This is a genomic window from Azospirillum sp. ST 5-10, assembly GCF_051225715.1.
GTDB lineage: Bacteria > Pseudomonadota > Alphaproteobacteria > Azospirillales > Azospirillaceae > Azospirillum.
In genome coordinates this window covers 152,179-177,733 of sequence record NZ_JBPJSP010000010.1, presented here as the reverse complement: position 1 = coordinate 177,733, position 25,555 = coordinate 152,179, and the positions used below count along the sequence as shown (strand labels likewise).

Genomic DNA, 25,555 nt, shown 5'->3' with positions numbered 1-25,555 from the left:
CTCACCATCCGCGTCTCGGGCTACGCCGTGAACTTCATCAAGCTGACGCGCGAGCAGCAGCTCGACGTCATTTCCCGGACCTTCCATGACAAGCACTGACAGCAAGACGCACGCGGTCGCGGCTCCCCCTCCGGGGGGAGCCGTCTCCGGCTGGGTCCACTCCGTCGAGACCGGCGGCACCGTGGACGGGCCGGGCGTGCGCTACGTCCTGTTCCTCGCCGGCTGTCCCCTGCGCTGCCTCTACTGCCACAACCCGGACACCCAGCACATGCACGACGGGCGGCGCGTCGCGTCGACCGAGGTGCTGGAGGACATCGCCAACACCGCCGGCTTCCTGCGGCACGGGCGCGGCGGCGTCACCGTCACCGGCGGCGAGCCGCTGGTGCAGCCGGAGTTCACCGCCGCCATCCTGCGGGGCTGCAAGGCCATCGGCCTGCACACCGCGCTGGACACGTCCGGCTTCCTCGGCAGCCATGCCGACGACCATCTGCTGGACGACACCGACCTGGTCCTGCTCGACATCAAGGCGTTCAAGGAAGCCACCTACCGCGCGCTCACCGGCGTGCCGCTGCGCCCGACCCTGGAGTTCGCCGAGCGCCTGTCGCAGATGGGCAAGGCGATCTGGCTGCGCTACGTGCTGGTGCCGGGCCGCACCGACGACCGCAAGGAGATCGCGGAGCTCGCCGCGTTCGCCGCCGGCCTGGGCACCGTGCAGCGCGTCGACGTGCTGCCCTTCCACAAGATGGGCGAGCACAAGTGGCGCGAGCTCGGCCGCCCCTACGCGCTCTACGACACCGAGCCGCCCTCCCCCGAGCTCACCGCCGAGGTGCGCGGGATCTTCCACGCCGCCGGGCTGAACGCGCCGTGAGGGCGCGGTCCCGACAGTCCGAAGGCGGACCGTCAGGCGCGCCTTTTGGCCTTCTGCTCATGCTCTATGGAAGACCGGAGCACCGCGTTTAGAACCCGCGGCGTCCCCATCACACCCGCACGGCCGCCCGCACCTCGGCCGGGAACAGGTCGTCGGCGGTCAGCCGGCGGCCGGTCAGGCCCTGGTCGTGGGCGTAGCGGCAGAAGGCGTCGAGCGTCGTCCGGTTGGCGTCGACGCCGTAGGGCCAGGGATCGCCGCCGAAGCGCTCCACCACCTCGGTGGCGAGGCTGGCCGCCCAGGGCAGCGGCACCCGGGCCGAGGCGACATCGACCATCCGCTCGACGCTGCGCCGCTTGGCCTCCTCGAACGCCTTCAGCAGGCTCATGGCCGCCCAGGGGTGGCGCTCGAACACCGCCTGGCGCATGGTCAGCACGTGCATGATCGGGAAGATGCCGGTGTCGGCGTGGTAGCGCATCTCCTCGCCGCGCGGATCGTCGAAGAGGCGGCGCACCCGCGGGTCGCCGGCGATGAAGGACGCGGGCGGACGGGCGCTGATGGCGGCGTCGATGGCGCCGGACAGCAGCATCTCGTTCAGGCTGGCCTCGGGCCGGCTCTCGTAGCGCACGCCGGCCGGCAGGGTGAACTCCACCTTCTCGCCGCGGCCCGGCTGGTTGACGCCGGCCTGCACCCAGCGGATGGCGGCGAGGTCGACGCCGTAGCTCTCCTTCAGGAAGCCGCGGGCGTAGATGCCGGCGGTCTGCGCCCATTCGGGAATGCCGACGGTGCGGCCCTCGAGGTCCTTGGGCGCGACGATGCCGCGGTCGGCGCGGACGTAGACGGCGGAGTGGCGGAAGACCCGCGACGGGAACACCGGGATGCCGACCATGCCGCCGCCGCCGTTGGCCTGCAGGGTGACGAACTTGGCGGTCGACATCTCGGAGACGTCGAACTCGCGATTCTTCAGGAAGCGGAAAAAGATCTCCTCGATCGGCAGGAGCAGCGGCGTCAGCACGATGCCGTCGGGACGGACCAGGCCGCTGGTGACGTCGCGCACGTGGTCGCAGTCGACGACGGCCATGGCGAGGTGGAGGCGCGCCGTGCCGCCGTCTTGCACGTAGTCGGCCGGCCGCTGGGCGGAAGTGGGCAGGGACATGAAGGCTCTCCGAAGGCGATCAGCCGGTCAGGGAAGAAGGGCTTCCAGAAGCCAGCCGCGGTCGAGCGGCATGGCGAGGACGCCGTGGAAGAGGAGTTCGACGACGAGGGACACGCCGACGCCGAGCGCCAGCGCCGGCCCGCGCCGGGCCCCGGCGGCCAGCGCGTAGGCCACCGCGAACAGCGGCAGGCCGAAGCGCAGGCCGAACAGGACCAGCACCGCCAGCAGGCCGCCCAGCCACCACAGGGCGGCCGCGCGGAACGGCCCGCGCTCGCCGTCGTCGCGGCCGGCCGGCAGGGCACCGGCGACGATGAGCGCCGCCATCAGCGTGAGGAAGCCGGCGGCCATGGCCGGGAACAGGTTGGCGGCGCCGGGATAGTCGCCGATGGTCAGGCCCCACAGCACGAGCAGGTCGACCAGCAGCGTCGTGGCGACGGCGAAGGAGACGAGGGGGCGGCTCACGGATGGGACCTCCGCATCAGGGTACGGACCCGGGGACCGGCCACGGCGGCGACGGTGAGCGCGATCAGCACCAGCGAGATCGGCCGCAGCAGGAAATCGGCGCCGTAGACGTTGAGGGTGATCTGGAAGTAGCGCTCCACCGCCGGCCCGAGGACGAAGCCCAGGAGGAAGGCGGCGCGGTTGAAGCCGAGGCGGACGAGCAGCATGCCGAGCAGCCCGGCCCCGAACAGGGCGACGACGTCGCGCATGTCGTTGGCCGTGGAGTAGCCGCCGAGCACCACCAGGGACATCAGGCCGGGCACCAGGAAGGCCCTCGGCACGTAGAGCACGCGGGTGAGCAGCGGCGCCAACGCCACCATCAGGCCGGCGGCCAGCACGTTGGCGACCGCCAGGACCACCACCAGCCCGACGCCGATGTCCATGTGCTCCTTCAGGAAGTCCGGGCCGGGCTGGAGCCCCAGCACCAGGAAGGCGCCCAGCAGCAGCGCCATGCCCGACGAGCCGGGAATGCCGAACGCCAGGGTCGGCACGAGGGCGCCGCCCTCCTTGGCGTTGTTGCTGGCCTCCGGCGCGATGACCCCCTCGATGACGCCGGTGCCGAAGCGTTCCGGGTTGCGGTCGGCCTGGCGGGCGGCGGCGTAGGCGACGAACGGCGAGGTCTCGCCGCCCACCCCCGGGATGAGGCCGATCACCGAGCCGATGGCCGAGCTGCGCAGGGTCAGCGGCCAATGGCGGAACACCGCCGCGATGCCCCCGAGGACCTGCCGTCCGGCCAGGGTTCCCGCCGGCTTGGCGAGCACCTGCCCCGACATCAGCGAGGCCAGCTCGGGGATGGCGAACAGGCCGAGCGCCAGCGGCACCAGCCGCAGCCCGTCCAGCAGATACTCCGAACCGAACCAGTAGCGCGGCACGCCGGAGATCGGCTCGTCGCCGATGAAGCTGACGAAGATGCCGAGCGCGCCGGCGAACAGCCCCTTGGCCGGCGACCCCGTGCCCACCGCCGCCAGGAAGGTCAGGCCCATGAGCGACAGCAGGAAGGTGTCGGCCGGGCCGAACATCATGACGACCGGCTGCAGGACGGGCAGCAGGACGATCAGGACCAGCGCCCCGAAGACGCCGCCGACGGCCGACGCGGTCAGCGCCGCGCCGACGGCCAGGCCGCCCTGTCCCTTGTTGCGCAGGGGCACGCCGTCGACGACGGTGGCGGCGTTGGGCGGCGATCCCGGGATGCCCAGCAGGATCGCCGTCACCGAACCGCCGGTGTAGACCACGGCGTGCGCGGTGAGCAGGAAGGCCAGGCCGGCCATGCTGTCCATCCCGTAGACGAAGGGGATGAGCATGGCGAGCGCCGTCAGGCCGCTCAGGCCCGGCAGCAGCCCGAACAGCAGGCCGAGCGGCAGCGCCGCGGCGACCGCCATCAGGACGTCGCCGCGCAGCGCCAGGGCCGTGCCCTGGATGACGCTGTCCCACATGGAACGATCCCCCGCGCTCAGAAGTACTTGTCGAGGAGGACGGAGCGGACGATCGCCAGACGCTCTTCGGGCAGGTTGCCGAAGGCGTCGTCGACCGCCGCCTTGACCTGCTCGGCCGGGGCGTAGTCGATGGGCAGTTCCTTCAGCTCGGCCTCCTTCAGGACGGCCGGGTCGGTCAGCACCGTTTCGACCGCCTGGCGCAGGAAGGCGACGCGGTCCCCGGGCGTGCCGGGCACGGTGACGAGGGCGCGGCCGATGTCGGCGACGCTGGAACGGAAGTCGATGAGGTAGGCCTTGTCCTTGGGCACCTCGGCCGCCTCGAAGACGGTGGGCACGTCGGGCATCAGCGGGGAGCGCTTGCGGCCGACGATGGCCACCGGCACCAGCTTGCCGCCCTGGGCGTAGTCGCGGGCGCTGCGGTCGGTCACCGCGAACCCGGCGGCGTCGCCGCGCATGGCCGCCAGCGCCGCCTCGCTCGACCCCTTGTAGCCGACGATCATCTTGCACGCGAGGTCGAGGGCGGCGCACACCACCGCCGCCGTGTCGGTCGGCCCGTCGGCGCGGCCGATGCCCGAGAAGGTGAGGGTCTCGCCCTTCCTGCTGGCGGCGATCATGTCGGCCAGCGAGCGGTACGGCGATTCACCGCTGGCGAGCATCGTCCACGCCTCCGCCGACACCCGGCCGAGGAAGGTCATCTCGCGCATGTCGAAGCGCACCGCCGGGGATTCGGTGATCTGCCCGAGCGCCGCCGGCACGCCGTTGACGATGGCGATGGTCAGGCCGTCGGCCTTGCCGCGCTGCACCTGGTTGATGGCGGTCATGCCGCCGCCGCCCGGACGGTTCTCGACGATCACCGTGGCGCCCGTCGCCTTCTCCAGGTGCGGCGCCATCAGGCGGGCGTACTGGTCGAAGCCGCCGCCGGGGCCGTAGCCGACGACGAAATGGATGACCTCGCCCTTGTAGAAGTCGGCGGCGCTCTCGGCGCGCGCCAGGCCGGCGCCGGCGATCATCATGACGGCCGCGGTCGCGGCCAGGAACGTACGGCGAAGCATCGCTGCCCCTCCCAATTTGCTTGTTATGCGGACATGTTAGGGGGGCCATGGTGGGACGGCAAAGCAGCGGCGCTTCTGCCTGCCAAAAGTTTTTGTTATAGCTTGCGGACCGAAACCGCGCAGGCCCGCCCGTGGACATCCGCCAGCTCCGCTATTTCGTCGCCGTCGTCGAGGCCGCCAGCTTCACCCGCGCGGCCGAGCGCCTGGGCGTCACGCAGCCGGCGCTGGGCCAGCAGATCCGCGCCCTGGAGGAGCAGCTCGACGTCGCCCTGATCGTCCGCCATTCCCGCGGCGTCACGCCGACCGAAGCCGGCCGGGCGCTGGCCGAGGAGGCCCGCAACATCCTCGCCGGCGTCGAGGCGGCGACGGCGCGGGTGAAGGGGTTCGCCGACCAGCCCCAGGGGACGGTGACGCTGGGGCTGACTCCCAACACCAGCAGCCGGCTGGCCGGGCCGCTGCTGCGCAAGGCGGCGGCCGAGGCGCCGAAGATCCGGCTGTCCCTGGTGGAGGAGATGTCGGCCGTGCTGATGGACTGGGTGGCGGCGGGCGAGCTGTCGATGGCGCTGGCCTACAGCGCCACCGCCCTGCCGGGGCTGCGCTGGGAGCCGGTGCTGGAGGAGGCGCTGTTCTTCGTCGAGAGCGCGGCCCGCGGCAAGCGCGACGGCGGCACCATTCCGTTCGCCGCCGTGGCGAGCCACGCCCTGGTGGTGCCGGGCACCAAGCACAGCACACGGCGCGTCCTCGACGCCACCGCGGCGGCGGCCGGGATCGCCCTCGACATCGTCCACGAGGTGCAGTCGGTGGCGCTGATGCGCGACCTCGTCGCCCAGGGCATGGCCGCCACGGTCATGCCGCTGGGCTCGGTGCGCAAGGAGGTGGCCGCCGGCGAGCTGATCGCCAAGCGCATCGTCGAGCCGGAGATCCGCCGCGACCTGTTCCTGGTGCAGTCCGACCGCCGGCCGCTGACGCGGGCGGAGCAGGCGCTGAAGCAGATGCTGCGGCCGCTGGTCCAGGCGGAGATCGAACGCTCCGACGGCGTCTGGTCGCCGGTGGCGCGGCGCCGCGACGCGGTGGCGCGGATCGGCCGCTTCCGGGCGCGCGGGCCGGCCTGACCGCGCCGACCCGCACCTCTCAGGCACCGCGGCGCGCGGCGCGCTTGCGCCACCACACGTACACGCCGGTCACCGACAGCACCGCGACGCCCAAGCCGGCGAGGGACACGGCGATGCGGCCGGGCAGGCCGGCGACGTCGCCGCCGTGGATCGGCGCCTGCCACTGCACGAAGCGCTGGCCGGCCGTGCCCTGCCCCGGCACCTCGGCGCCGAGCAGGCGCCCGTCGGTGCCGTGGAGGAACAGCCACGCCGCCCCGAACGGGGCGTCGTGGTCGCCGAAGCCGACCCCGAAGAAATTGTACTCGAAGCTGTAGTAGAGCTCCCCCACCCGCTCCGCGACGCCGAGACGCGCCGCTTCGGCCTCGGCCAGCGCCACCGCGTCGGCGTGGGTGAGCGCGGTCGTGCCCAGGTCCTGCGGCGGCAGGCGGGAGCGCTGCTCGTAGACGCTGGCCGGGGCCGGGGACAGCAGGGAGACCGCCGGCTTGAACACCGGTTCCGCCAGGTTCATGGCGATGCTGCTGAAGGCCACCGGCAGCAGGATCAGCCACAGCCAGAGGCCGCCGGCACGGTGCAGGTCGAAGCCGATGCGGAAGGCGCCGCCGCCCTTCACCGCCCAGGCGCGGCGCCATTTGGCGAGGAAGGGCCGCCCGCGCGGGAAGGTCAGCACCAGGGCGGCCAGGCAGTCGAGCGTCCACAGGATCGCCACCGCCCCCATCAGCCAGATCCCCCAGGACCCCGGCAGCAGCAGCCGGTAGTGCAGCTCCAGCAGGAACGGCACCAGGTTCTCCGCCCCGAAGCAGCAGGCACCCCAGCGGCGCCGGCCCTGCTCGGCGCCGGTCGCCGGGTCGAGATAGACGACCTCCGGCTCCCCCGCCGCCGGTGCCCGCGGCACCGTCGCCAGGAGGGCCGCGTGGCCGGCGTCGTCCGGCACCTCCATGTACCAGACCAGGCGCGTCGGGTTGGCCCGCTCGTAGCCGGCGATCAGGTCCGGCCCCGGCAGGACGGGGCCGGCGCCGGAGGCGTGATAGAAGTGCGGGTTCAGCCACGCATCGATCTCGTGCTGGAAGGCGAGCACGCTGCCGGTCAGGCCGGCGACGGCGAGGAACGCCGCCGTCGCCAGCCCGGCCCAGCGGTGCAGCCGGACGAGGAGGGCGCGCATCAGAACCGGTGCGTCAGGGTGGCGGTGACGCTGCGCTCCTCGCCGAAGTAGCAGTTGGCGAGCTCCAGGCAGGACGCCACGTAGTTCTTGTCGAACAGGTTGTTGGCGTTGATGCGCACCTGCGTGCCAGGGAGCCCGAGCGCCTCCAGCCCGTAGCGCAGCGAGAGGTCGACCACGGCGTAGCTCGGCACCTTGGTGGTGTTCCGCGAGTCCGCCCAGGTCTCGCCGACGTAGCGCACGCCGGCGCCCAGGCTGAGATGCTCCAGCGGCCCCTCGATGAAGGCGTATTCCGCCCACAGGGAGGCCATGTGCCTGGGGATCTGCGGCGGCGTGTTGCCCTGCTTGCCGTCGGGCGAGGTCTTGTACTCCGTGTCGAGGAAGGTGTAGCCGGCGAGCAGGCGCAGGCTGTCGGTGACCTGCAGCCGGCCTTCGAGCTCGATGCCGCGCGAGCGGATGGTGCCGACGGGGTGGTAGACGAAGGTGTTCGGGTCAGCGACCGCGACGTTCTCCTGCTCGAGATGGAAGACGGCGGCGGTGAGCAGGCTGCGGCTGCCCGGCGGCTGGTACTTCACGCCGGCTTCGTACTGCACCCCTTCGGTGGGCGCCAGCGGGCCGCCGTCGGCCCCGGTGTAGAGGCTGGGGTTGAAGGACTCGGCGTAGCTGGCGTAGGGCGCAATGCCGCTGTCGAAGAGGTAGAGCAGCCCGGCCTGCTTGGTGAACTTGGCCCGGTCCTCGCCGGCCTCGGTGCCGGCGATGCGGTCGCGGTTGGTGCGCTCCGCCCAGTCCTGGCGGCCGCCCAGGGACAGCCGCCAGCCGCCCCAGGCGATCTGGTCCTGGAGATAGACGCCGGTCTGCTCCAGGCTGCGGGTCGCCCGCATGGGATAGGCGCCGCTGACCTCGGTGTTGCCGTAGGCCGGGTCGAAGGCGTCGATGCTCGCAGCCGAGCCGAACTCCCAGTCGTTCTTGGAGCGGCGGTGCTGGTAGTCGAAACCGGCGAGCACGGTGTGGGTCAGCGGCCCGGTGGCGAAGTCGGCCTGCACCTGGTTGTCCACCGCCAAGGCCTGCAGGGACTCGTCGCCGCCGCCGTAGTAGCGCGCGAGCAGACTGCCGTCGCCGGCCCAGCCGATCTGGTAGACCTGATCGATGTGCACGTCGGAATCGAGGTAGCGCAGGTTCTGGCGCACCGTCCAGGTGTCGTCGAAGCGGTGTTCGAGCTGGTAGCCCACCATCTTCTGCGTGCGCTCGAACGCTTCGAGATCGGGCTCGCCGTCGAAGAAGTGGCGTGAAATGTACTGGCCGTTGCGGGGAAAGAGGGCACCCTCGGCCGGAGCGCCGTTGTGCGTGCCGCCCTCGGGATCGCGCTGAAGATAGGCCATCGCCGTCAACGTCGTGTCCTCGGTGAGGCGCATGGTGACCGACGGCGCGATGGCGTACCGCTTCTCCTTGGCATGATCGAACTGGGTGTCGGCGGCGTCGGCCAGGCCGACGATGCGGTAGGCGGCCCGGTCCGATTCGCCCAGCGGTCCGCCCACGTCGAAGGCGACGCCGCGCTGCCGGTTGGTCCCGAAGGTCGCCTCGATCTCGGCGAAGGGCTCGAACAGCGGCTTCTTGCTGGTCATGGCGATCAGGCCGCCCGGCGAGTTCTGGCCGTAGAGCACGGACGCCGGCCCCTTGACCGCCTCGATGCGCTCCAGGAAATAGGGATCGACCTGCATCGAGCTGTAGGTCGCGTCGTCGCCCAGGACCTTCAGCCCGTCGAGGAAGACGTTGTTGATGCTGCGGTCGACGATGCCGCGCAGGATCACGTAGTCGTAGCGGTTGGAGGCGCCGACCTGGCCGGTGAAGGCGCCCGGCGTGTAGCGCATCGCCTGCATCACCGTCTTGGACCCCTGGTCCTCGATCTGCTCGCGCGGCACCACCGAGACCGAGCGCGGCGTCTCGACGATCGGCGTCGCCGCCTTGGTGCCGGCGGCGCTGTGGGTGGCGACGTAGCCGTCCACCGGCCCGGCGACGTCGCCGCCGGCCTGCCGTCCCTGCACGGTCACGGGGTCGAGGACCATGGCGCCCTCGCCCGCCACCGTCTCGAGGACGGCGGTGCCGGGGTTGCTCATGCGGTGGGTGTAGCCGGTCCCCGCCAGCAGGCGGCCGAGCGCCTCGTCGGCGGTGTAGGTGCCGCGCAGCGGGCTCGACGCGCCGTCCAGCCCCTGCGCGCTCTGGCGCACGACCTGGATGCCGGTCGCCGCCGTGAAGTCGGCCAGCGCCGCCAGCAGCGGCTTGGCCGGGATGTCCAGCGCGAAGGTCCGCGCCGCCTGCGCGACCTGCACCGGCGCCGCCTCCGCCCGCGCCCCGGCACCGCCGGCCAGCCCCGCCAGCACCAACGCCGCCAGCGACACGCCGGCGCGCCATCCCCCGATTCCCTTGATCCCCGTCATGCCCCGTTCCCATTGTTCGCGAATGCGTTTCACTCGCACCAATGTCGGAACGAGCCGGCGGGGATCTCTCCTCATCATTTTTTGCCGTCAGCGGTGAATCACCGTGGCGATGCCCGGCACCGTGGTGGTGCGCACCCCGAGCGCGCTGCGCAGGGCGTCCAGCACGGCGTCGGGGTCGTCGGCCCGGAACACGCCGGACAGCGCCATTCCCTGGAGGTCGCCGCCGGCCACCAGCACCCGGCCGCCGCTCAGGCGGTCGAGGGCGGCCGCCACCTCGCCGAGCGGCGCCCGGTCGAAGACGACCAGGCCGCGCCGCCAGGCCGACGCCGTGTCCGCCGCCACCGGCTGCGGCGCCGACGCCTGGCCGGCCACCACGCGGGTGCGCTGCCCCGCCGACAGCACGACGCCGCCCTCCGGCCGGCCGTCCGCCGCCACGGCGACGGTTCCCCGTTCGACCGTCACGGTGACGCCGCCGCCCTGCCGCTCGACGTCGAAGGCGGTGCCGAGCACCCGTGCCGCGACGTCGCCGGCCACCACGCGGAAGCCGCGCCGGGAATCGTGGACGACGTCGACCCAGACGCGGCCGCGCCGCAGCACCACGGTGCGCTGGGCGTCGTCCAGGGAGACGGACACCGCGCTGTCGGCGTCGAGGACCAGGCGCGACCCGTCGACCAGCACCGACTCGCGGCGTTCGCCGGGCGCCGTGGCGTAGTCGGCCAGCGCCCGGTCGACGAGACCGGGGTCGCGCCACAGCGCCCCGACCGCCAGCAGCAGGACCGCGGCCGCCGCCGCCAGCGCCGGCAAGACCCGGCGGCGCGCCGGTGGCGGCGCCGGCCGGCGGTACCAGCCGCCGGCGCCGAGGCGTGCGGCCGGCGCCGCGACACGCGCCCACAGCGCCTCGGCCTCGGCGAAGGCCCGGCGGTGCTCGGGCGCCGCGGCGAGCCAGACGCCGAAGGCGGCGCGGTCGGCCGGGGTCGCCATCGGGTCCTTCAGGCGGACGTACCAGGCGAGCGCGTCCCGCGCCGTCCGGTCCGTCCCGTCTCCGTCCGTCGTCATGGTCGCAACCGATGGCTTCGGCGGGCCACCGCGGCAACCGCCCTCTCTCGATACAGTACGATGGGGAGAGCGCGCGTCCTCATCCCTCAACGCGCCCGCCGGTTGGGCAGCCGACGGCGGCAGCGGTCGAGGGCGCGGATCATGTCCTTCTCCACCGTGCTGACCGACACCCCGAGCGCCGTGGCGATCTCGGCGTAGGTCAGGCCGTCCAGGCGGTTGAGGAGGAAGACGCGCTGCGTGCGCTCCGGCAGGGTCGACAGGGCGTCCCGCAACGCCTCCAGTTCCTCGCGCGCGGCGACGGCGTGGTCGGCCGGGGCGCCGTCGTCGGGCACCTCCTCCGGCACCGCCCCATGGTCGGCCCGCGCCCGCTGGGCGCGCAAATGATCGATCGCCAGGTTCTGCGCGGTGCGGAACAGGTAGCCCGCGTCGACCACCGGATCGGCCCGGTTCCACAGGCGCAGGAACGCGTCCTGGGCGAGGTCCTCCGCGGTCGCCCGGCAGCCGACCATCCGCCCGACCAGACGCACCACCCGCGACCGCTCGACGGCAAAGAGCTGGGCCAGGGCGATGAGCTTGGTGGTCATGCGGCGAAACGGAAGGACGGGGCTTCGGCATCGGCCGGGGCCGACGCCATCCCGTCTATCGCAAGTGACAATCATTTTCAAGAATGACCGGCCCGGCCGGGATGACCGGGCTCGGCTCCCCGCCCGTCCGGCAAAGCGCCGGGAAAGCCGGGCGCGGTCACGGTGCAGGCCCCTCACCCACCGTCGCGTTTGTGCTTGCCCGCCCGCGGGACGCGTGGTTCCTTGGACGGGTGCACGCTCCGAGTGGCGGAGGCAGGACCATGGGTGAACCGGGACGGTGGCTGCGCCGAGCGCTGTGGTGTTCGGTCGGGGTGGCGGCGGCCGTCGCCGCGCCCGCGGCGGCGCGCGCCGACGACACCCTGGCGCGGGTGCGCGAGCGGGGCGAGCTGCGCTGCGGCGTCGACCTGACGCCGGGCTTCAGCGGCATCGACGCCGAGGGCCGGGCGCGCGGCTTCGACGTGGACTTCTGCCGCGCCGTGGCCGCCGCCACGCTGGGCTCGGCCGACGCCATCTCCGTCCACCGCATCAACACCGCCAACAAGTTCAAGGCCCTGGTGGCCGGCGAGATCGACGTCGCCTTCGGCATGACCACCTGGACCTTCTCCCGCGACACCGCGCTGGGCACCGCCTTCCCGTCGGTCTATTTCTACGACGGCCAGGGCTTCATGGCGTGGCGCGACCTCGGCGTCGCCCGCGCCGCCGACGCCGCCGGCCGCACCGTGTGCGTGCAGGCCGGCACCACCTCGGAAGCCAACCTCGAGGGTGCCATCCGGCGCGGCGAGCTGGCCCTGGTGCCGCTGCGCGCCGGCAGTTCGGAGGAGAAGTTCGCCGCCTTCGCGCAGCGGCGCTGCGATCTCGTCACCGGCGACCGCAGCGAGCTGGCGGCGCGCGCCGCCACCATGACCGTGCGCCCCGGCCAATGGGTGGTCCTGGCCGAGACCATCTCCCGCGAACCGCTGGGGCCGGTGGTGGCGCAGGGCGACCCGCGCTGGTTCGCCATCGTCCGCTGGACCGTCCTGGCGACCATGGTCGCCGAGGCCAAAGGAGTCGCGTCCGGCAACGTCGCGACCCTGGCGGACAGCGACGACGGGGAGATCCGCCGGCTCGCCGGCGGCGACGCCGCCTTCGGCGACGCCCTCGGCCTCGACGCGCAATGGGCGCGGCGGGTGATCGCCTCGGTGGGCAACTACGGCGAGATCTTCGCGCGCAACCTGGGCACCGGCACGCCGCTCGGCCTGGAGCGCGGCCGCAACGCCCTGTGGCTGGACGGCGGCCTGCACTACGCGCCGCCGCTGCGGTGAGCGGCCGCCGGCCCGCCGGCGATCAGATCGCCAGATAGTCGCGCCGCAGCTCGGCGTTCTCCAGCACCTCCCTGGCGGTCCCGGTGTAGGCGACCGTGCCCATGTCGAGGATCACCGCGCTGTCGGCGAGCTCCAGGGCGGCGATGGCGTTCTGCTCGACGATGACGGTGGTGATGCCCAGGCGCTTGACCTCCTGCAGGATCGATTCGATCTCGCGGACGATCTGCGGCGCCAGCCCCTCGTAGGGCTCGTCCAGCAGCAGGAGCTTGAGGTCGCGGGCGAGCGCCCGGGCCACCGCCAGCATCTGCTGCTCGCCGCCCGACAGGGTCGTCGCCTCCTGGCGCCGCCGTTCGGCCAGCCGCGGGAAGTGCTCGTAGATCTGCTCGATCGGCCAGCCCAGCGGTGCCGCGACCTGGGCGAGGATCAGGTTCTCCTCGACCGTGATGCCGGGGATGATGCGGCGGTCCTCGGGGACGAGCTGGACGCCGGCGCGCGCCGCCTGGTGGGCCCGCATCTGGTGGAGCGGCTGGCCGGCCAGCCAGATCTCGCCCTGGCGCAGGGCCGGGTGGTCGGCGCGGGCGATGGTGCGCAGGGTGGAGGTCTTGCCGGCGCCGTTGCGGCCCAGCAACGCCACGATCTCGCGCTCGCGGATGGTGAAGTCGACGCCCTGGACGATGTAGCTCTCGCCGTAATAGGCGTGGACGTCGCGGCAGGCGAAGTAGGCGGCGCCGGCCGCCGCCGGTGTCCGCGCCTCGTCGATGGCAATCGCGGTCATTGGTGGTGCGCTCCCCCGAGATAGGCTTCCTGGACGCGCGGGTTGGCCCGCACCTGTTCGGGCGTGCCCTCGGCGATCACCGTCCCCTGGGCCAGCACGGTGATGCGCTCCGACAGGGAGAACACCACGTGCATGTCGTGCTCGATGACGATCTTCGTCATCCCCTTGCGCGAGAGGTGGCGCAGCAGGTCGATGGTCGTGTTGGTGTCGTGGCGCGACATGCCGGCCGTCGGCTCGTCGAGCAGCAGCAGCCGCGGCTTGGCGGCCAGGCACAGCGCCAGCTCCAGCCGCCGCTTGTCGCCGCGCGACAGGTGCTGGGCCTCGTCGCGCAGGTGGTCGCCGAGGCCGACGTCGTGCAGATGCTCGGCCGCCTCGTCGAGGATGGGGTGGCCGGGCTGCAGGGATTCCAGCACGCCGAAGCTGAACTGGCCGTCGCGCCGGGCCAGCGCGGCGATCGCCACGTTCTCCTGCAGGGTGAGGCCGGGGAAGATCTGCGGCGTCTGGAAGACCCGGGCGATCCCCTTCTGGATGATGGTGTGCGGCGACAGGCCCTTGAGCGCCTCGCCGGCGTAGGTGATGGTGCCGTGGTCGGCCTGGATCAGGCCGATCAGCACGTTGAGCAGGGTCGACTTGCCGGCCCCGTTGGGGCCGATGATGGCGTGGATGGTGCCCTCCTCCACCGTCAGGTTGACGTCGTTGAGGGCGCGCAGGCCGCCGAAGCTCTTCGACACGCCGCGCACCTCGAGGATCGGCCGACCGGCCATTCGCGTCTCCATGGGTTGGGGTCAGCCCCTTCAGTCTCAGCCTTCGTCGTCGCCGCGGTCGAGGCGGCGGTGCGGGCGGGAGTCGGCGGCCGGGGACATGTCGGGGACGTTGTGGCGCCGCGCCCGGATGCGGTGGCCGGTGGCGCGCCAGAGCTGGCGGCCGAGGTCGGCGAAGCCGCCGGGCAGGAAGATGACGATGCCGACGAAGATGATGCCGAGCACCAGCTTCCACTGCTCGCCGATGAAGGCCTGCACCACGTTCTCGAAGTACAGCATGAAGGCGGCCCCCGCCATCGGCCCGATCAGGGTGCCCACACCGCCGATCACCGACATGATCACCACCTCGCCCGAGGTCGACCAGTACAGGTACTTGGTCGCCACGTAGGGCTCGTAGATCACCATCAGCGCGCCGGCCAGCCCGGCGTACATGGCGCTGATGACGAAGCCGGCGAGCTTGTAGGCGAAGACGTTGACGCCGGTGTACTCCAGCCGCATCGGGTTCTCCTTGATGGAGCGCAGCATCAGCCCGAAGGGGGAGCGGCGGATCACCATCGCCACGGCGAAGCCGAGGATCAGCAGCACCGCCGACAGCAGGAACACGGCGTGCTCGCTGAGCGGCGAGCCGAACAGGCTGGGCGACTGCAGGCCGGTCAGGCCGTTGTCGCCGCCGGTCCAGGCCTGCAGCGTGGAGGACAGCACCAGCGCGTGGATCATCTCGGCGAACGCCAGGGTCAGCACCGAGAAGTAGATGCCCGAGCGCCGCAGGGTCAGGAAGCCGAGGATCAGGGCGATGACCAGGGTGCCGCCCAGGGAGAGCGCCAGCGCCGGCAGGATGTCCGCCGACAGGTGCTTCAGCGACAGTCCGGCGAAGTAGGCGGCCGCCCCGAAGAAGGCGGCATGGCCGAAGGAGAGATAGCCGGTGAAGCCCAGCAGGATGTCGAAGCCGAGCGCGAACAGCGCCCAGATCGCGATCTTGGTGGCCAGCGCCTCGTAGCCGGCGATCCACACCAGCCAGGTCGGCATCGTCACGACGACGACGGCGAAGACCGCCAGGACCACCCAGTCGATCCGCGGGAGCCGGACGGAGGGGCGCGCCGCCGGGCGCCGCCGGGCCGCGCCGCCGCGGTCGTTGGCGGTCTCGGTGCTCGAGCTCATTCGAAGACTCCCTTGGTGCCGAACAGGCCGCGCGGCCGGACGAGGAGCACGACCACGGCGATGAGGTAGACGACGATCTGCTGCAGGCCGGTCAGCACCGCCTTCACCGTCGGGTCGCCGACCACCGCCGCGAAGCCGGTGGTGAAGCTGAGCGCCATGCCCAGCAGCAGCGCCGCCGCCAGGGCTCCCAGCATGGACCCCATGCCGCCGATCACCACCACCAGGAAGGACGGCACCAGCAGCGCCATGCCCACCGTCGGCGAGACCTGCGTCACCGGCCCGCCGAACACGCCGGCCACGCCGGCGATCAGCGCGCCCAGGCCGAAGACGATGGAGAACCGCCGCGACACGTCGACGCCGAGGAACTTCAGCATCTCCGGATCGCGCATGCCGGCCCGCACCACCAGCCCGAAGCGGGTGAACTGCAGGAGCGCGAACAGGCCGGCGATGGTGAGGCAGGTGACGAGGATCAGCAGCAGCCGCCACGCCGGGAAGAAGGAGAAGCCCTCCAGGAAGGGCATGGGGATGCGGATGCCGGGGATCGCCGCCGGCACCACGGCGCCGGCGCCGTAGAACAGCACCTGCCCGGCCCCCCAGGCCGGCAGGGCGAAGGGGATGTTGTTGGCGCCGAACATCCATTTCAGCGCCTCCTCGACGACGATCGCCAGGCCGAAGGTCACCAGGATCTGGTCGGTGTGGGGGCGCCGGTAGAAGAACTGGATCAGCCCGCGCTCCATGGCGATGCCGACGACGAACAGGATGACCGGCACCAGCACGATGGCCAGCCCGAAGCCCAGCGACCCGGCGACGTAGACGGCGAAGTAGGCCGCGATGAGATAGAGCGCGCCGTGGGCGAAGTTCACGACGCCGAGCGTGCCGAAGATCAGGGTCAGCCCGAGCGCGATCAGGGCGTAGATCGCGCCGAGCTGGAGCCCCGTCAGCACCATCAGGAAGACGCTGTTGATGGTCACGGTGGTCCCGCCTTGTTCAGCCCATGCCGCGTTGCCCCCGGTGGGGGGCGTTGGGGTCGCCCCTGTGGGGGCCTTGGGAAAGAGGGGGCGGGCGCACGACGGCGCAGGGGAGAGCGTCGCGCAGCCGGCGCCGCCCCCTCTCCCATACCCCTCTCCCGCACCGGGAGAGGGGGTCGTCGCTCCGTCAGGCCTTCGGGACGTACGGCCCGAGCTCCGCGGCCTTGCCGCCGAACGCCTCGATGTCGGGATCGTAGGTCACCTGCTCGCGCGGCACCTGCTTGACGATCTTCAGCAGGTCGTACTGGTCCTTGCGGTCCGACGGGGCCCTGCCCTCCACCACCAGGATGTCGTGGAAGCACTGGTGGTCGGCGCCGCGGTAGATCGCCTTGCCCGGGCCGATGCCCTCGACCTCGAAGTCCTCCAGCGCCTTGATCACCTCGGGCGGGAAGAAGGTGCCGGCGCGCTCCACCGCGTCGGAATAGAGCAGGGTCTGCACGTAGGCGGTGTGCGCCGCCTGGGATGGCGGGAAGCCGTACGCGTCGGTGAAGGCCTTGATGAACGCCTGCGACCCCGGATCGTCCAGCTTCTCGTTGAAGTTGGCGGTGCCCAGCACGCCCTCGATGTTGTCGCCGGCGCCCTTGGCCATCAGCTCGGAGTAGAGCGGCACGACGACCTCGATCTGCTTGCCGTTCTTCTGCATCGAGCGCAGGCCGAACTGCACCGCCTGGGTCAGCGAGTTGACCATGTCCTTGCCGTAGTGGTTGAGCACCAGCACGTCGGCGTCGGAGTTGATGGCGGCGGTGAGGAACTGCGAGAAGTCGGGTGACCCCAGCGGCGTCATGATGTTGTTGACGGTGGTCCAGCCCTGCTTCTCCGTCGCCTCCTTGATCGACTGGTACTGCGTGTGGCCCCAGGTGTAGTCGGCCGTCAGGTGGAAGGCCCGGCGGTCCTTGCCGTAGCGCTCGGCGAGGATCGGCCCCAGCGCGATGCCCGACATGTAGGCGTTGAAGAAGTGGCGGAAGCCGTAGCGCCGGCGGTCCTTGCCGGTGGTGTCGTTGGAGTGGCTGAGGCCGTTCATGAAGATCACGCCCTTCTCCTGGGCGAGATACTGCTGGGCCACCGCCACCGCCGACGAGGAGCCGCCGGAGAACATGATGATGCCGTCGCGCTCGATGGCGCGCTGGGCCGCCTGGCGGGCGGCGTCCGGGTTGGTCTGGGTGTCGCCGGTGACGTACTTCAGCTTCTTGCCGAGCACGCCGTTGCCCTTGAGGCTGAGCGGCTTCATCGTCGAGAGCATGCCGCCGCCCTCGTTGATGTGCTTGACGGCGAGCTGGTAGGCGCGCAGCTCGTCCGCGCCCTCGTCGGCGTAGGCACCGGTCTGCGGCACGATGAAGCCGTAGGTGACCTCCGGCCCGTTGGTGCGGGCGGGGAAGTTGCCGACGGCCTGTTCCGCCCAGGCACCGCGGACGAAATGCAACGGGGCCGCCAGGGCAACCGTGGTCGCCGCCCCCGCCCGGAGGACGCCGCGCCGGCTGATCCTGCTGTCGATAAACTTCATGGCTGTCTCCCGAGGTTGGTTTCCTCCCCGACGTCTTTTGCCTGATCGGGAAAGCCTGATTGTCCGCGATGCGGACCATCAGAGGCTAAATCCACTTCGCGGCGGCCTCCAGCGGCGATTGCCGAAGCGCGAAAAGTTTGTAAATTCCGGTTCACCGCGGGCCGGCGGCGTGTAAGACTTGTAAAGCCTGGACGGCCGAGAACGGAGCAACGGGAGGACCAGCCGTGGCGCGCTTGCCGGTCGGCCTGCGCATACGCCAGCATCGCCGCCAGCGGGGTGTGACGCAGGCGGCCCTCGCCAGCCGGGTCGGCATCTCGGCGAGCTATCTCAACCTCATCGAGCACGGCAAGCGCGAGGTCGCCGGGAGCCTGCTGCGCCGCCTCGCCGGGGCGCTCGACCTGGAGCTGGAGGAGGTGGCGGGGGCCGACGCCGCGCGCCTCGTCCAGGACCTGACCGAAGTCACCACCGAGCCGCTGCTGCGCGACCTGGCGCTCGATCAGGCGGGAATCAACGACCTGGTCGGCCGGCGGCCGGAATGGGGGCGTGCGGCGGTCCGCCTGCACCGCTCCTACCGCCGCGCCGCCACGCTCGCCGAGGCGCTGTCGGACCGTCTGGCCCACGATTCCGCGCTGATCGAGGCGAGCCACGAGCTGCGCACCCGCATCGCCGCGGTGCGCGCCTTCGCCGAGATCCTGCACGACCACGCCGAGATCGAGCCGGAGCGCCGCGCCCGCTTCGTCGCCCTGATGGCCGGCGAGAGCGGCCGCCTCGGCGACATCGCCGAGGCCCTGTTCCACCGCCTGAGCGAACGCGGCGAGACCGGCCGGGCCAACACGCCGGCCGAGGATGTCGACGACTTCATCATCGACCACGACAACCACTTCCCCGACCTCGAGGAGCAGGCCGAGGCGATCGCCGCCGGGCTCGCCGCCGGGCCCGATGGCGACGGCACGGCGGAGGCCGCCCTCGCCCGCTGGCTGGCCGAGCGGCACGGCGTGCGCGTCGCCATCGGCGACCCCGGCCCGATCGCCGGCCCGCCGGCGCGGCGCGGCCGCTACGACGCCGAGACCCGCGTCTTCCACGCCGCCCGCGGGCTCGCCCAGCCGACCCTGCGCTTCGCGCTGGCGCGGCTCGCCTTCGCCCTGGCGGCGGCCCCCGTGGTCGCGGCCCACGCCGACGACTCCCGCCTGCGCTCGGAAGCGGCGCGGCGGCGCGCCGTCGACGCCCTCAACAGCTACGGCGCCGGGGCGGTGCTGTTCCCCTACGGGCCGTTCCGCGCCGCCGCCGAGGAGGCGCGTTACGACGTCGACCGGCTGGCCGGCCACTTCGCGGCGAGCGTGGAGCAGATCTGCCACCGCCTCGTGACCCTGCGCCGCCCCGGCGAGGAGGGGGTGCCCTTCGCCTTCCTGCGGGTCGACCCCGCCGGCAACATTTCCAAGCGCTTCAGCCTGCCGGTGCTGCGCCTGCCGCGGTTCGGCGGTGCCTGCCCGCTGTGGGCGGTCTACACGCCGCCGCGCAACCCGGCGGCCACGGCGGTGCAGCGCGTCCGCCTCGCCGAGGGACCGGAGTTCCTGTTCATCGCCCGCACCATCGCCAAGCCGCCGGTCGGCTACGGCCTGCCCGGCGAGACCTACGGCCTGATGATCGGCTGCGAGACGATTCACGCCAGCCGCACCGTCTACGGCGACGCGCCCGCGGGACCGGCGGTGGAGACCGGCATCAACTGCCATCTCTGCCCGCGCGAGGACTGCCCGCAGCGCGCGTTTCCGTCGACCCTGGGCTCGCCCTGAGGGCTGGACTGTGCCGCGGGCGGTTTCGTGCTAGGATGCGCCCGGTGCCGAAGACGGGAGGACCACGCCGTGCGCCCGCTGGTGCTGATCGCCGAAGACGAACCGACCATCATGGAGCCGCTCGCCTTCCTGGTGGAGAGGGCCGGGCTGGCGGTGGCGTCGGCGCGGGACGCGGCGCGCGCGCTGCAGGAGATCGCCGGCCGCCGCCCGGCGGTGGTGATCCTCGACCTGATGCTGCCGGGCGGCAGCGGCCTGGAGGTGCTGAAGGCGGTCAAGGGCGACCCGGCGTCGCGGGACATCCCCGTCCTCGTGCTCACCGCCTGCGGCCGCGACAGCGACCGCAGCCAGGCCCTGGCGCTGGGCGCCGACGCCTACGTCACCAAGCCCTTCTCCAACCGCGACCTGATGGCGCTGGTGTGCCGCCTCGCCGGCGTCGCCGGCACCGGCTGACCGGAGGTCACGGGTCGACGTCCTCGCGCTCGCGCTCCGTCGGGAACAGGGCGATGGTGAGGTCGCGCACCAGGGTCCGGAACGCCGGGTCGTCCGCTCCGTGCGGCGAGTCGAGCCAGCCGCTCGCCGTCGTCAGCGCGCCGCCGCCCAGCACGCCGAAGGCGCCGAGCGGCCCCTCCCGGCCGAACAGGCCGAGGAAGCCGACGTCGCGGCAGAAGGCGGCCTGCACGGCGACCGGACCGCCCGGCGGGGCGGTCGGCACCGGCTGGTCGCCGCAGAGGGCGGCGCCGGCGACCGTCCGCGCCGGGTTGAAGGCCAGCACCACCCGGTAGTCGGGATGGGCCGACGCGTTCGGCACGGCGGTGAAATGGGTCGGCACGCCGGCGGCGTTGTCCGGCATGGCCTCGGTGACCAGGCGGACGAAGCGGTCCTGGTCCATGCCGAAGGGGTTGCCGAGGACGACCACGTGCAGGTCGCGGTTGGACGCCGCGGCGGCGGCCTCCCCCGGGGTGTAGGCCGGGGAGGGAGACCCCGGCGTCACGCGCGGCACCGAACAGGCGGCGGACATCGCGCAGAGGGCGAGGACCGCAAGACGGGGAGAACGGGTCATCATCGGGGCTCCGAACTGCAGTGGCGCTGCCGGCCGGTGCGCACTGTGCCCCATCCGCCCGCCGCGGAGAAGGCCGAGCCGAAGATCGACGCCGGCGCGCCGGCGGTGCGCGCCGGCGGTGCGGCGTTCCGCCCCGGGCGGATTCCGGCGGTGGGGGAGCACACCGATCTTGCTCTAAACATTTGAATTTAAATCGGGATCGCTCCAGGTGGAATCACCGGGAGCGATCCCGCTCTAGGGAATGAGTACGGTCGCCCCCACGGTGGCGCGCGCCTCCAGCCGGCGGTGCGCCTCCGCCGCGTCGCGCAAGGGAAGGCGGGCGCCCAGCAGCGGACGGACCAGGCCGCGGCGCAGGGCATCGAACAGGCGGTCGCTGGACTGCCGGAGCTGCGCCGGCGTCCCGACGTAGTGGCCGTAGTTCGGGCGCGACAGGGTCGCCGACCGGCTGGCGAGCGCGGCGGCGTCCAGCAGGTCGAGGTGACCGGCCGCCTGGCCGTAGCTGACGATGTGGCCGCAGGGCGCCAGCAGGGCGAGGTCGCGCGCGAGGCTGTCGCGGCCCACCGCGTCGTAGACGACGTCGGCGCCGCGACCGCCGGTCAGCGCCAGCACCCGGGCCGGCACGTCCTCGTCGGCCAGCACGACGTGCGCCGCCCCGTGGGCGCGGGCGACGCGCGCCTTGTCGCCGCTGCCGACGATCCCGATGACCGTCGCCCCGAGCGCGCTCGCCCACTGGCAGAGCAGGATCCCGACACCGCCGGCGGCGGCATGGACGACCAGCGTGTCGCCGGGACGGACCGGGTGCACGCGGTGGAGCAGGAACTCCGCCGTCATCCCCTTCAACAGCACGCCGGCCGCCACCTCGTCGGGGAGATCGTCGGGCAGCGGCACCAGCCGGTCGGCCGGCAGGGTGCGCCGCACGGCGTAGGCGCCCGGGGGCATCCCGGCGTAGCCGACGCGATCCCCGGGAGCGAAGCCGACGACGTCCGGGCCGACCGCCTCGACCACCCCGGCCGCCTCCATGCCCGGCACCGCGGGCGGCGTCAGCAGGGGGAAATAGCCGGTGCGGCAATAGACGTCGATGAAGTTCACGCCGATCGCCGTGTGGCCGACGGTCACCTCGCCGGGGCCGGGGGGCGGCACGGGAACCCGGGTCCACGCCAGCGCCTCCGGACCGCCATGGGCCCGGACGACGACGGCGTCGGTCTCCGGCCCGCCGCGCCCGGCCGGCCGAACCGCCGCCGGTACGCGCGTGGGCGCCGCGAGGTGGGCACGCAGGCCGCGGAACCCGGCTTCGTAGACCTCCTCGGCGACCAGACGGGTCAGCTCCGCCTCGCGTTCCGGCGGACAGTCGAAGGCGCACGACCACTGCCAGAACGTCCCGCCGCCGTCGGTGACCGGCCGCAGCCACACCCGCGCCACGTATCCCAGAAGCGGAAGCGGCGCCTCCAGGATGCAGTAGGACAGGCTGCGGTCGCCATCGTCGAGGGTCAGCAACCGCTCGCGCAGGACGCCGCCGGACCGCAGGCGGAAGCGGCGCACGGCGCCGACGGCGTCACCCCGCCGGCCGTCCTCGATGACGCTGGTTTCCACCAGGGGGTGCCAGGCGGCGTGACCGTTGAAGTCGCGCAGCACGCTCCACACCGCCTCGACGGGCGCGTCGACGACGGTGGAACGGACGAGGCGCGGCATGGCGCTACCGGCCCCGCATGCGTTCCTTCAGCGTGTCGAACGCCGACTGGAAGACGCCGCCGCCGATCCCCTCGGCCAGCGCGGCCTCGCGGCCGGGCTCGCAGTCGAACTCGGCCGACCATTCGACGAAGCTGCGCATCCCGTCGGTGACCGGCGTCACCTTCAGGGTCGCCATGTAGTTGCGCACCCCGAGCGGGCTTTCCAGGATGGAATAGGAGCACTGGAAGTCGTAATCGGACAGCATCAGGAGCTGCTCGCGGATGACGCCGCCGTCGGCCAGGCGGAAGTTGCGGACGCAGCCGATGCGGTCGGCGGGATCGCCGTTCTCGATGCGGCTCTCGGTGGCGAAGCTCGTCCATCCCGGCAGGCCGTTGAAGTCGCGGACGGTGTCCCACACCCGTTCCGCCGGGGCGTCGACGACGGTGGACCGGTAGACCTTGACCATGATGCTCCTCCCGATGTGAGTGGTTTCAGTGCTTGGAGTCGTCCGGCGCGTCGGCGAGCGCGCGACGCCCGACCGACGAGGCGAGCTGCCCAAGGTCGCCGCCCTCGATGCCGATCTCGCGCAGGAGCTGGTCGACCAGCGGCGCCTGGGCGCGGAAGCGCAGGGCCGAATTCACCACGCTGTCGGCGATGCCGCCGCCGGCCTCGCCGTTGGCGTGGCCGTTGTGGCCCAGCCCGTCGACCTGCAGGATCTTGATGCCCTCGATCTTCTCCATGGGCCGCACGCTCTCGCGGATGATCGCGTCGAGCTTGTCGATCAGCTTCAGCCGCATCGCCGAGACGCGGCTGTCGGCGGTCAGCACGTTCTGCGCCTCGTTCATCAGACGCGCGCCCTCGGCCTCGATCTCGTAGCGCAGGCGGGCGGCCAGGGCGCGGATCTTGTCGGCCTCGGCCTCGCCCTCGGCGGCGGTGCGGGCGGCCGCGGCGCGGTCCTCGGCCGCCTTGCGTTCGGCCTCCGCCTCGATGCGCCGGCGCACGGCGTCGCGCTCGGCCTCCTGGGCGGCGGCGATCAGCTCGACGCGCTTGCGGCGCTCGGCCTGCTCCACCTCGCGGGCGGAGAACACCCGCTCCTCCGCCGCCACGGCGAGCGCCCGGGCCGCCTCGGCCTCGGCCTGGGCCTCGCTCTGCGCCCGGGACTGCTGGGCGATGGCGGTCTGGCGCTCCTGCTCGGCCAGCTCCAGCGCCTTGCGGCGCTCGACCTCCAGCCGCTGGGTCTCGCGCTCGCGCTGGATGCGCTCCTCGTCGAGGCGCCGCTCCGTGTGGATGCGGGCGCGCTCCACCTCCTCGCGGGCGGCGAGCTGCGCCTCCTCCGCCGCGCGGTCCTTGTCGGCGCGCTCGCGCGCCACCTCGGCGCGCTGGGCGGCGCGGCGGATCTCCAGCTCGCGCTCCTGGGCCAGCCGGGCGTACTCGGATTCCCGCTCGATCTCCAGGATCAGCTTCTCCGATTCCAGGTTCTTGTTGCGGATCTGGATGGCGGTGTCCTGCTCGATGTCGTTGCGCACCTTCTTGCGCTGCTCGATCTCGTGGGTCAGGCGGGTCAGGCCCTCGGCGTCGAAGGCGTTGGACGGGTTGAAGTATTCCATGGGCGTCTGGTCGAGCGCGGTCAGCGACACGCTCTCCAGTTCCAGCCCGATCAGCGCCAGCCCCTCGGCCACGGCGGCGCGCACGCGCCGGACGTACTCGCCGCGCTTCTCGTGCATCTCCTCCATGGACATCTCGGCGGCACAGGCGCGCAGGGAATCGACGAAGCGGCCCTCCACCAGCTCCTTCAGCCCGTCGGCCCGCAAGGTGCGGGAGCCGAGCGTCTGGGCGGCGATGGACACGGCGTCGGCGGTGGGCCCGACGCGCACGTAGAACTCGGCGACCACGTCGACCCGCATGCGGTCGCGGGTGATCAGCGCCGCCTCGCGGGCCCGCTTCACCTCCAGGCGCAGGGTCGACATGTTCACGGGCGTGGTGTCGTGGATGATCGGCAGGACGATGGCCCCGCCGTTCATCACCACCCGCTGCCCGCCGAAGCCGGTGCGCACGAAGCTGATCTCCTTGGTGGAGCGGCGGTAGAAGTGATGCAGGAAATAGGCGACCACAGCCACCACGACGGCGATGGCGATCAGCCAGACGATGACGGTGCCGATGGCCTGTCCCATGGGGTCCTCCCTTTCGTCTTCGCGGGTGCCTTCTCAGCCCCGCGTGATGGCCTTGAAGGCACGCGTCCGCTCGGTCAGCGCTCCTTCCACCGGCAGCCTCTCCATGGAGGAGGCGCCGTAGAAGCCGTTGCAGCCGGGACAGCGGTCGAGGATGAAGGCGGCGTCCTCGGGCATGGCGATGGGCCCGCCGTGGCACAGGACGATGACGTCGGGGCGCACGCGCCGCGCCGCCGCGGTCCACGCGTCGATCCGCTCCGCGCACTCCTCCAGGGTGAGCGCGGTCTCCGCGCCGATGGCGCCGCCGGTGGTCAGGCCCATGTGGCAGACCACGACGTCGGCGCCGGCCTCGGTCATCGCCTCGGCGTCGCCGGCCGAGAACACGTAGGGCGTGGTCAGCAGGTCGTGCGCGCGGGCGGCGCGGACCAGGTCGACCTCCAGCCCATAGCCCATGCCGGTCTCCTCCAGGTTGGCCCGGAACACGCCGTCGATCAGGCCGACCGTCGGGAAGTTCTGGATGCCCGAGAAGCCGAGCGCGGCGAGACGGTGCAGGAACTCGTCACGGATCATGAACGGGTCGGTGCCGTTGACCCCGGCCAGCACCGGCGTGCGCCGCACCACCGGCAGCACCTCGCGCGCCATCTCCACCACGATGTCGTTGGCGTTGCCGTAGGCCAGCAGCCCGGCCAGCGAGCCGCGCCCGGCCATGCGGTAGCGCCCGGAGTTGTAGATGACGATGAGGTCGATGCCGCCCGCCTCCTCGCACTTGGCCGAGAGCCCGGTGCCGGCGCCGCCGCCGACGATGGGCTCGCCGCGGGCGATCTTGGCGCGGAAGCCGTCGAGAATGGTCTGGCGTGGAATGCGCGGCATGTCAGGGGCTCCGATCGTTCGTGTGTGGGGAGGCCGTCGCGTCGGTCCCCCACCCAGACCCTCCCCCATCGTCGACGGGGGAGGGCTTCTCTCCTCCCCCCGCGAAGTGGGGGGAGGTCGGGAGG

The 25,555-nt window shown here is 72.4% G+C and carries 23 protein-coding genes; 5 read left to right on the top strand and 18 right to left on the bottom strand.

What is annotated here, in order from left to right:
* Positions 1-85 precede the first annotated feature (85 nt).
* The gene (gene pflA, locus ACSBPG_RS14180) at positions 86-868 is read left to right on the top strand and encodes a pyruvate formate-lyase-activating protein (protein WP_435537827.1); all 783 of its coding nucleotides are present in this window, start codon (positions 86-88) and stop codon (positions 866-868) included.
* 109 nt (positions 869-977) lie between these two features.
* On the opposite strand, the gene ACSBPG_RS14175 is transcribed toward pflA, so the two are convergent.
* The 4 genes from ACSBPG_RS14175 to ACSBPG_RS14160 are packed head-to-tail and all read right to left on the bottom strand — an operon-like array spanning position 978 to position 5,007.
* Entirely contained in the window at positions 978-2,021 is a 1,044-nt protein-coding gene (locus tag ACSBPG_RS14175) for a hypothetical protein (protein WP_435537826.1), read from the bottom strand.
* 27 nt (positions 2,022-2,048) lie between these two features.
* On the bottom strand, positions 2,049-2,483 hold the full coding sequence (locus ACSBPG_RS14170) for a hypothetical protein (protein WP_435537825.1): 435 nt from the start codon (positions 2,481-2,483) through the stop codon (positions 2,049-2,051).
* Complete coding sequence (locus ACSBPG_RS14165) at positions 2,480-3,955, bottom strand: tripartite tricarboxylate transporter permease (protein ID WP_435537824.1); 1,476 nt, start codon at positions 3,953-3,955, stop codon at positions 2,480-2,482. Before ACSBPG_RS14165 ends, ACSBPG_RS14170 begins: the two co-directional genes overlap by 4 nt.
* Positions 3,956-3,972: 17 nt before the next feature.
* A complete protein-coding gene (locus ACSBPG_RS14160) occupies positions 3,973-5,007 on the bottom strand; it encodes a Bug family tripartite tricarboxylate transporter substrate binding protein (protein ID WP_435537823.1) in 1,035 nt (344 codons plus the stop codon).
* A 131-nt stretch (positions 5,008-5,138) separates the two neighbouring features.
* Here ACSBPG_RS14160 and ACSBPG_RS14155 point away from each other — a divergent pair, with 131 nt between their 5' ends.
* The gene (locus ACSBPG_RS14155; RefSeq protein WP_435537822.1) at positions 5,139-6,119 is read left to right on the top strand and encodes a LysR family transcriptional regulator; all 981 of its coding nucleotides are present in this window, start codon (positions 5,139-5,141) and stop codon (positions 6,117-6,119) included.
* 19 nt (positions 6,120-6,138) lie between these two features.
* On the opposite strand, the gene ACSBPG_RS14150 is transcribed toward ACSBPG_RS14155, so the two are convergent.
* The 4 genes from ACSBPG_RS14150 to ACSBPG_RS14135 all read right to left on the bottom strand — a co-directional run bounded on the left by ACSBPG_RS14150 (position 6,139) and on the right by ACSBPG_RS14135 (position 11,350).
* Positions 6,139-7,278, bottom strand: a complete 1,140-nt coding sequence (locus ACSBPG_RS14150; RefSeq protein ID WP_435537821.1) for a PepSY-associated TM helix domain-containing protein — start codon at positions 7,276-7,278, stop codon at positions 6,139-6,141.
* Positions 7,278-9,710 carry a TonB-dependent siderophore receptor gene (locus tag ACSBPG_RS14145; protein ID WP_435537820.1) on the bottom strand — a complete coding sequence of 811 codons (2,433 nt, stop codon included), beginning with the start codon at positions 9,708-9,710 and terminating at the stop codon, positions 7,278-7,280. Before ACSBPG_RS14145 ends, ACSBPG_RS14150 begins: the two co-directional genes overlap by 1 nt.
* A gap of 87 nt (positions 9,711-9,797) precedes the next feature.
* Complete coding sequence (locus ACSBPG_RS14140) at positions 9,798-10,766, bottom strand: FecR family protein (RefSeq protein WP_435537819.1); 969 nt, start codon at positions 10,764-10,766, stop codon at positions 9,798-9,800.
* A gap of 86 nt (positions 10,767-10,852) precedes the next feature.
* Complete coding sequence (locus ACSBPG_RS14135) at positions 10,853-11,350, bottom strand: RNA polymerase sigma factor (RefSeq protein ID WP_435537818.1); 498 nt, start codon at positions 11,348-11,350, stop codon at positions 10,853-10,855.
* 260 nt (positions 11,351-11,610) lie between these two features.
* On the opposite strand from ACSBPG_RS14135, the gene ACSBPG_RS14130 reads away from it, so the two are divergent.
* Positions 11,611-12,651 (top strand): amino acid ABC transporter substrate-binding protein, encoded by a 1,041-nt coding sequence (locus ACSBPG_RS14130; protein WP_435537817.1) that lies wholly within the window; start codon positions 11,611-11,613, stop codon positions 12,649-12,651.
* Positions 12,652-12,673: 22 nt separating this feature from the next.
* On the opposite strand, the gene ACSBPG_RS14125 is transcribed toward ACSBPG_RS14130, so the two are convergent.
* The 5 genes from ACSBPG_RS14125 to ACSBPG_RS14105 all read right to left on the bottom strand — a co-directional run bounded on the left by ACSBPG_RS14125 (position 12,674) and on the right by ACSBPG_RS14105 (position 17,874).
* On the bottom strand, positions 12,674-13,426 hold the full coding sequence (locus ACSBPG_RS14125; protein ID WP_435537816.1) for an ABC transporter ATP-binding protein: 753 nt from the start codon (positions 13,424-13,426) through the stop codon (positions 12,674-12,676).
* The gene (locus ACSBPG_RS14120) at positions 13,423-14,190 is read right to left on the bottom strand and encodes an ABC transporter ATP-binding protein (RefSeq protein ID WP_435537815.1); all 768 of its coding nucleotides are present in this window, start codon (positions 14,188-14,190) and stop codon (positions 13,423-13,425) included. Before ACSBPG_RS14120 ends, ACSBPG_RS14125 begins: the two co-directional genes overlap by 4 nt.
* Before the next feature lie 36 nt (positions 14,191-14,226).
* Entirely contained in the window at positions 14,227-15,345 is a 1,119-nt protein-coding gene (locus tag ACSBPG_RS14115; protein ID WP_435537814.1) for a branched-chain amino acid ABC transporter permease, read from the bottom strand.
* Positions 15,342-16,316, bottom strand: a complete 975-nt coding sequence (locus ACSBPG_RS14110) for a branched-chain amino acid ABC transporter permease (RefSeq protein ID WP_435537813.1) — start codon at positions 16,314-16,316, stop codon at positions 15,342-15,344. Before ACSBPG_RS14110 ends, ACSBPG_RS14115 begins: the two co-directional genes overlap by 4 nt.
* Before the next feature lie 184 nt (positions 16,317-16,500).
* Positions 16,501-17,874 carry a substrate-binding protein gene (locus ACSBPG_RS14105; RefSeq protein ID WP_435537812.1) on the bottom strand — a complete coding sequence of 458 codons (1,374 nt, stop codon included), beginning with the start codon at positions 17,872-17,874 and terminating at the stop codon, positions 16,501-16,503.
* 224 nt (positions 17,875-18,098) lie between these two features.
* Here ACSBPG_RS14105 and ACSBPG_RS14100 point away from each other — a divergent pair, with 224 nt between their 5' ends.
* Together ACSBPG_RS14100 and ACSBPG_RS14095 are read left to right on the top strand one after the other, a co-directional pair.
* Complete coding sequence (locus ACSBPG_RS14100) at positions 18,099-19,664, top strand: helix-turn-helix domain-containing protein (protein WP_435537811.1); 1,566 nt, start codon at positions 18,099-18,101, stop codon at positions 19,662-19,664.
* A gap of 69 nt (positions 19,665-19,733) precedes the next feature.
* Positions 19,734-20,114, top strand: coding sequence for a response regulator transcription factor (locus ACSBPG_RS14095; RefSeq protein ID WP_435537810.1), 381 nt, complete (start codon positions 19,734-19,736; stop codon positions 20,112-20,114).
* A gap of 7 nt (positions 20,115-20,121) precedes the next feature.
* Here the strand turns inward: ACSBPG_RS14095 and ACSBPG_RS14090 are convergent, their stop codons facing one another.
* The 5 genes from ACSBPG_RS14090 to ACSBPG_RS14070 form a co-directional block, all read right to left on the bottom strand.
* Entirely contained in the window at positions 20,122-20,724 is a 603-nt protein-coding gene (locus ACSBPG_RS14090) for a hypothetical protein (RefSeq protein ID WP_435537809.1), read from the bottom strand.
* A gap of 234 nt (positions 20,725-20,958) precedes the next feature.
* Positions 20,959-22,413, bottom strand: a complete 1,455-nt coding sequence (locus ACSBPG_RS14085) for a zinc-binding dehydrogenase (protein ID WP_435537808.1) — start codon at positions 22,411-22,413, stop codon at positions 20,959-20,961.
* 4 nt (positions 22,414-22,417) lie between these two features.
* Complete coding sequence (locus tag ACSBPG_RS14080; RefSeq protein ID WP_435537807.1) at positions 22,418-22,858, bottom strand: SRPBCC family protein; 441 nt, start codon at positions 22,856-22,858, stop codon at positions 22,418-22,420.
* A 25-nt stretch (positions 22,859-22,883) separates the two neighbouring features.
* Positions 22,884-24,563, bottom strand: a complete 1,680-nt coding sequence (locus tag ACSBPG_RS14075; protein WP_435537806.1) for a flotillin family protein — start codon at positions 24,561-24,563, stop codon at positions 22,884-22,886.
* A gap of 33 nt (positions 24,564-24,596) precedes the next feature.
* Positions 24,597-25,430 carry a phosphoenolpyruvate hydrolase family protein gene (locus tag ACSBPG_RS14070; protein WP_435537805.1) on the bottom strand — a complete coding sequence of 278 codons (834 nt, stop codon included), beginning with the start codon at positions 25,428-25,430 and terminating at the stop codon, positions 24,597-24,599.
* Positions 25,431-25,555 lie beyond the last annotated feature (125 nt).

Excerpts from the sequence above, each read along its gene's own strand:
- ACSBPG_RS14135 (WP_435537818.1), bottom strand. The coding sequence starts at position 11,350 with ATGACCACCAAGCTCATCGCCCTGGCCCAGCTCTTTGCCGTCGAGCGG.
- ACSBPG_RS14165 (WP_435537824.1), bottom strand. The coding sequence starts at position 3,955 with ATGTGGGACAGCGTCATCCAGGGCACGGCCCTGGCGCTGCGCGGCGAC.
- ACSBPG_RS14120 (WP_435537815.1), bottom strand. The coding sequence starts at position 14,190 with ATGGCCGGTCGGCCGATCCTCGAGGTGCGCGGCGTGTCGAAGAGCTTC.
- ACSBPG_RS14115 (WP_435537814.1), bottom strand. The coding sequence starts at position 15,345 with ATGAGCTCGAGCACCGAGACCGCCAACGACCGCGGCGGCGCGGCCCGG.
- ACSBPG_RS14140 (WP_435537819.1), bottom strand. The coding sequence starts at position 10,766 with ATGACGACGGACGGAGACGGGACGGACCGGACGGCGCGGGACGCGCTC.
- ACSBPG_RS14090 (WP_435537809.1), bottom strand. The coding sequence starts at position 20,724 with ATGACCCGTTCTCCCCGTCTTGCGGTCCTCGCCCTCTGCGCGATGTCC.
- ACSBPG_RS14105 (WP_435537812.1), bottom strand. The coding sequence starts at position 17,874 with ATGAAGTTTATCGACAGCAGGATCAGCCGGCGCGGCGTCCTCCGGGCG.
- ACSBPG_RS14070 (WP_435537805.1), bottom strand. The coding sequence starts at position 25,430 with ATGCCGCGCATTCCACGCCAGACCATTCTCGACGGCTTCCGCGCCAAG.
- pflA (WP_435537827.1), top strand. The coding sequence starts at position 86 with ATGACAAGCACTGACAGCAAGACGCACGCGGTCGCGGCTCCCCCTCCG.
- ACSBPG_RS14145 (WP_435537820.1), bottom strand. The coding sequence starts at position 9,710 with ATGACGGGGATCAAGGGAATCGGGGGATGGCGCGCCGGCGTGTCGCTG.
- ACSBPG_RS14075 (WP_435537806.1), bottom strand. The coding sequence starts at position 24,563 with ATGGGACAGGCCATCGGCACCGTCATCGTCTGGCTGATCGCCATCGCC.
- ACSBPG_RS14085 (WP_435537808.1), bottom strand. The coding sequence starts at position 22,413 with ATGCCGCGCCTCGTCCGTTCCACCGTCGTCGACGCGCCCGTCGAGGCG.
- ACSBPG_RS14080 (WP_435537807.1), bottom strand. The coding sequence starts at position 22,858 with ATGGTCAAGGTCTACCGGTCCACCGTCGTCGACGCCCCGGCGGAACGG.
- ACSBPG_RS14175 (WP_435537826.1), bottom strand. The coding sequence starts at position 2,021 with ATGTCCCTGCCCACTTCCGCCCAGCGGCCGGCCGACTACGTGCAAGAC.
- ACSBPG_RS14150 (WP_435537821.1), bottom strand. The coding sequence starts at position 7,278 with ATGCGCGCCCTCCTCGTCCGGCTGCACCGCTGGGCCGGGCTGGCGACG.
- ACSBPG_RS14125 (WP_435537816.1), bottom strand. The coding sequence starts at position 13,426 with ATGACCGCGATTGCCATCGACGAGGCGCGGACACCGGCGGCGGCCGGC.
- ACSBPG_RS14130 (WP_435537817.1), top strand. The coding sequence starts at position 11,611 with ATGGGTGAACCGGGACGGTGGCTGCGCCGAGCGCTGTGGTGTTCGGTC.
- ACSBPG_RS14160 (WP_435537823.1), bottom strand. The coding sequence starts at position 5,007 with ATGCTTCGCCGTACGTTCCTGGCCGCGACCGCGGCCGTCATGATGATC.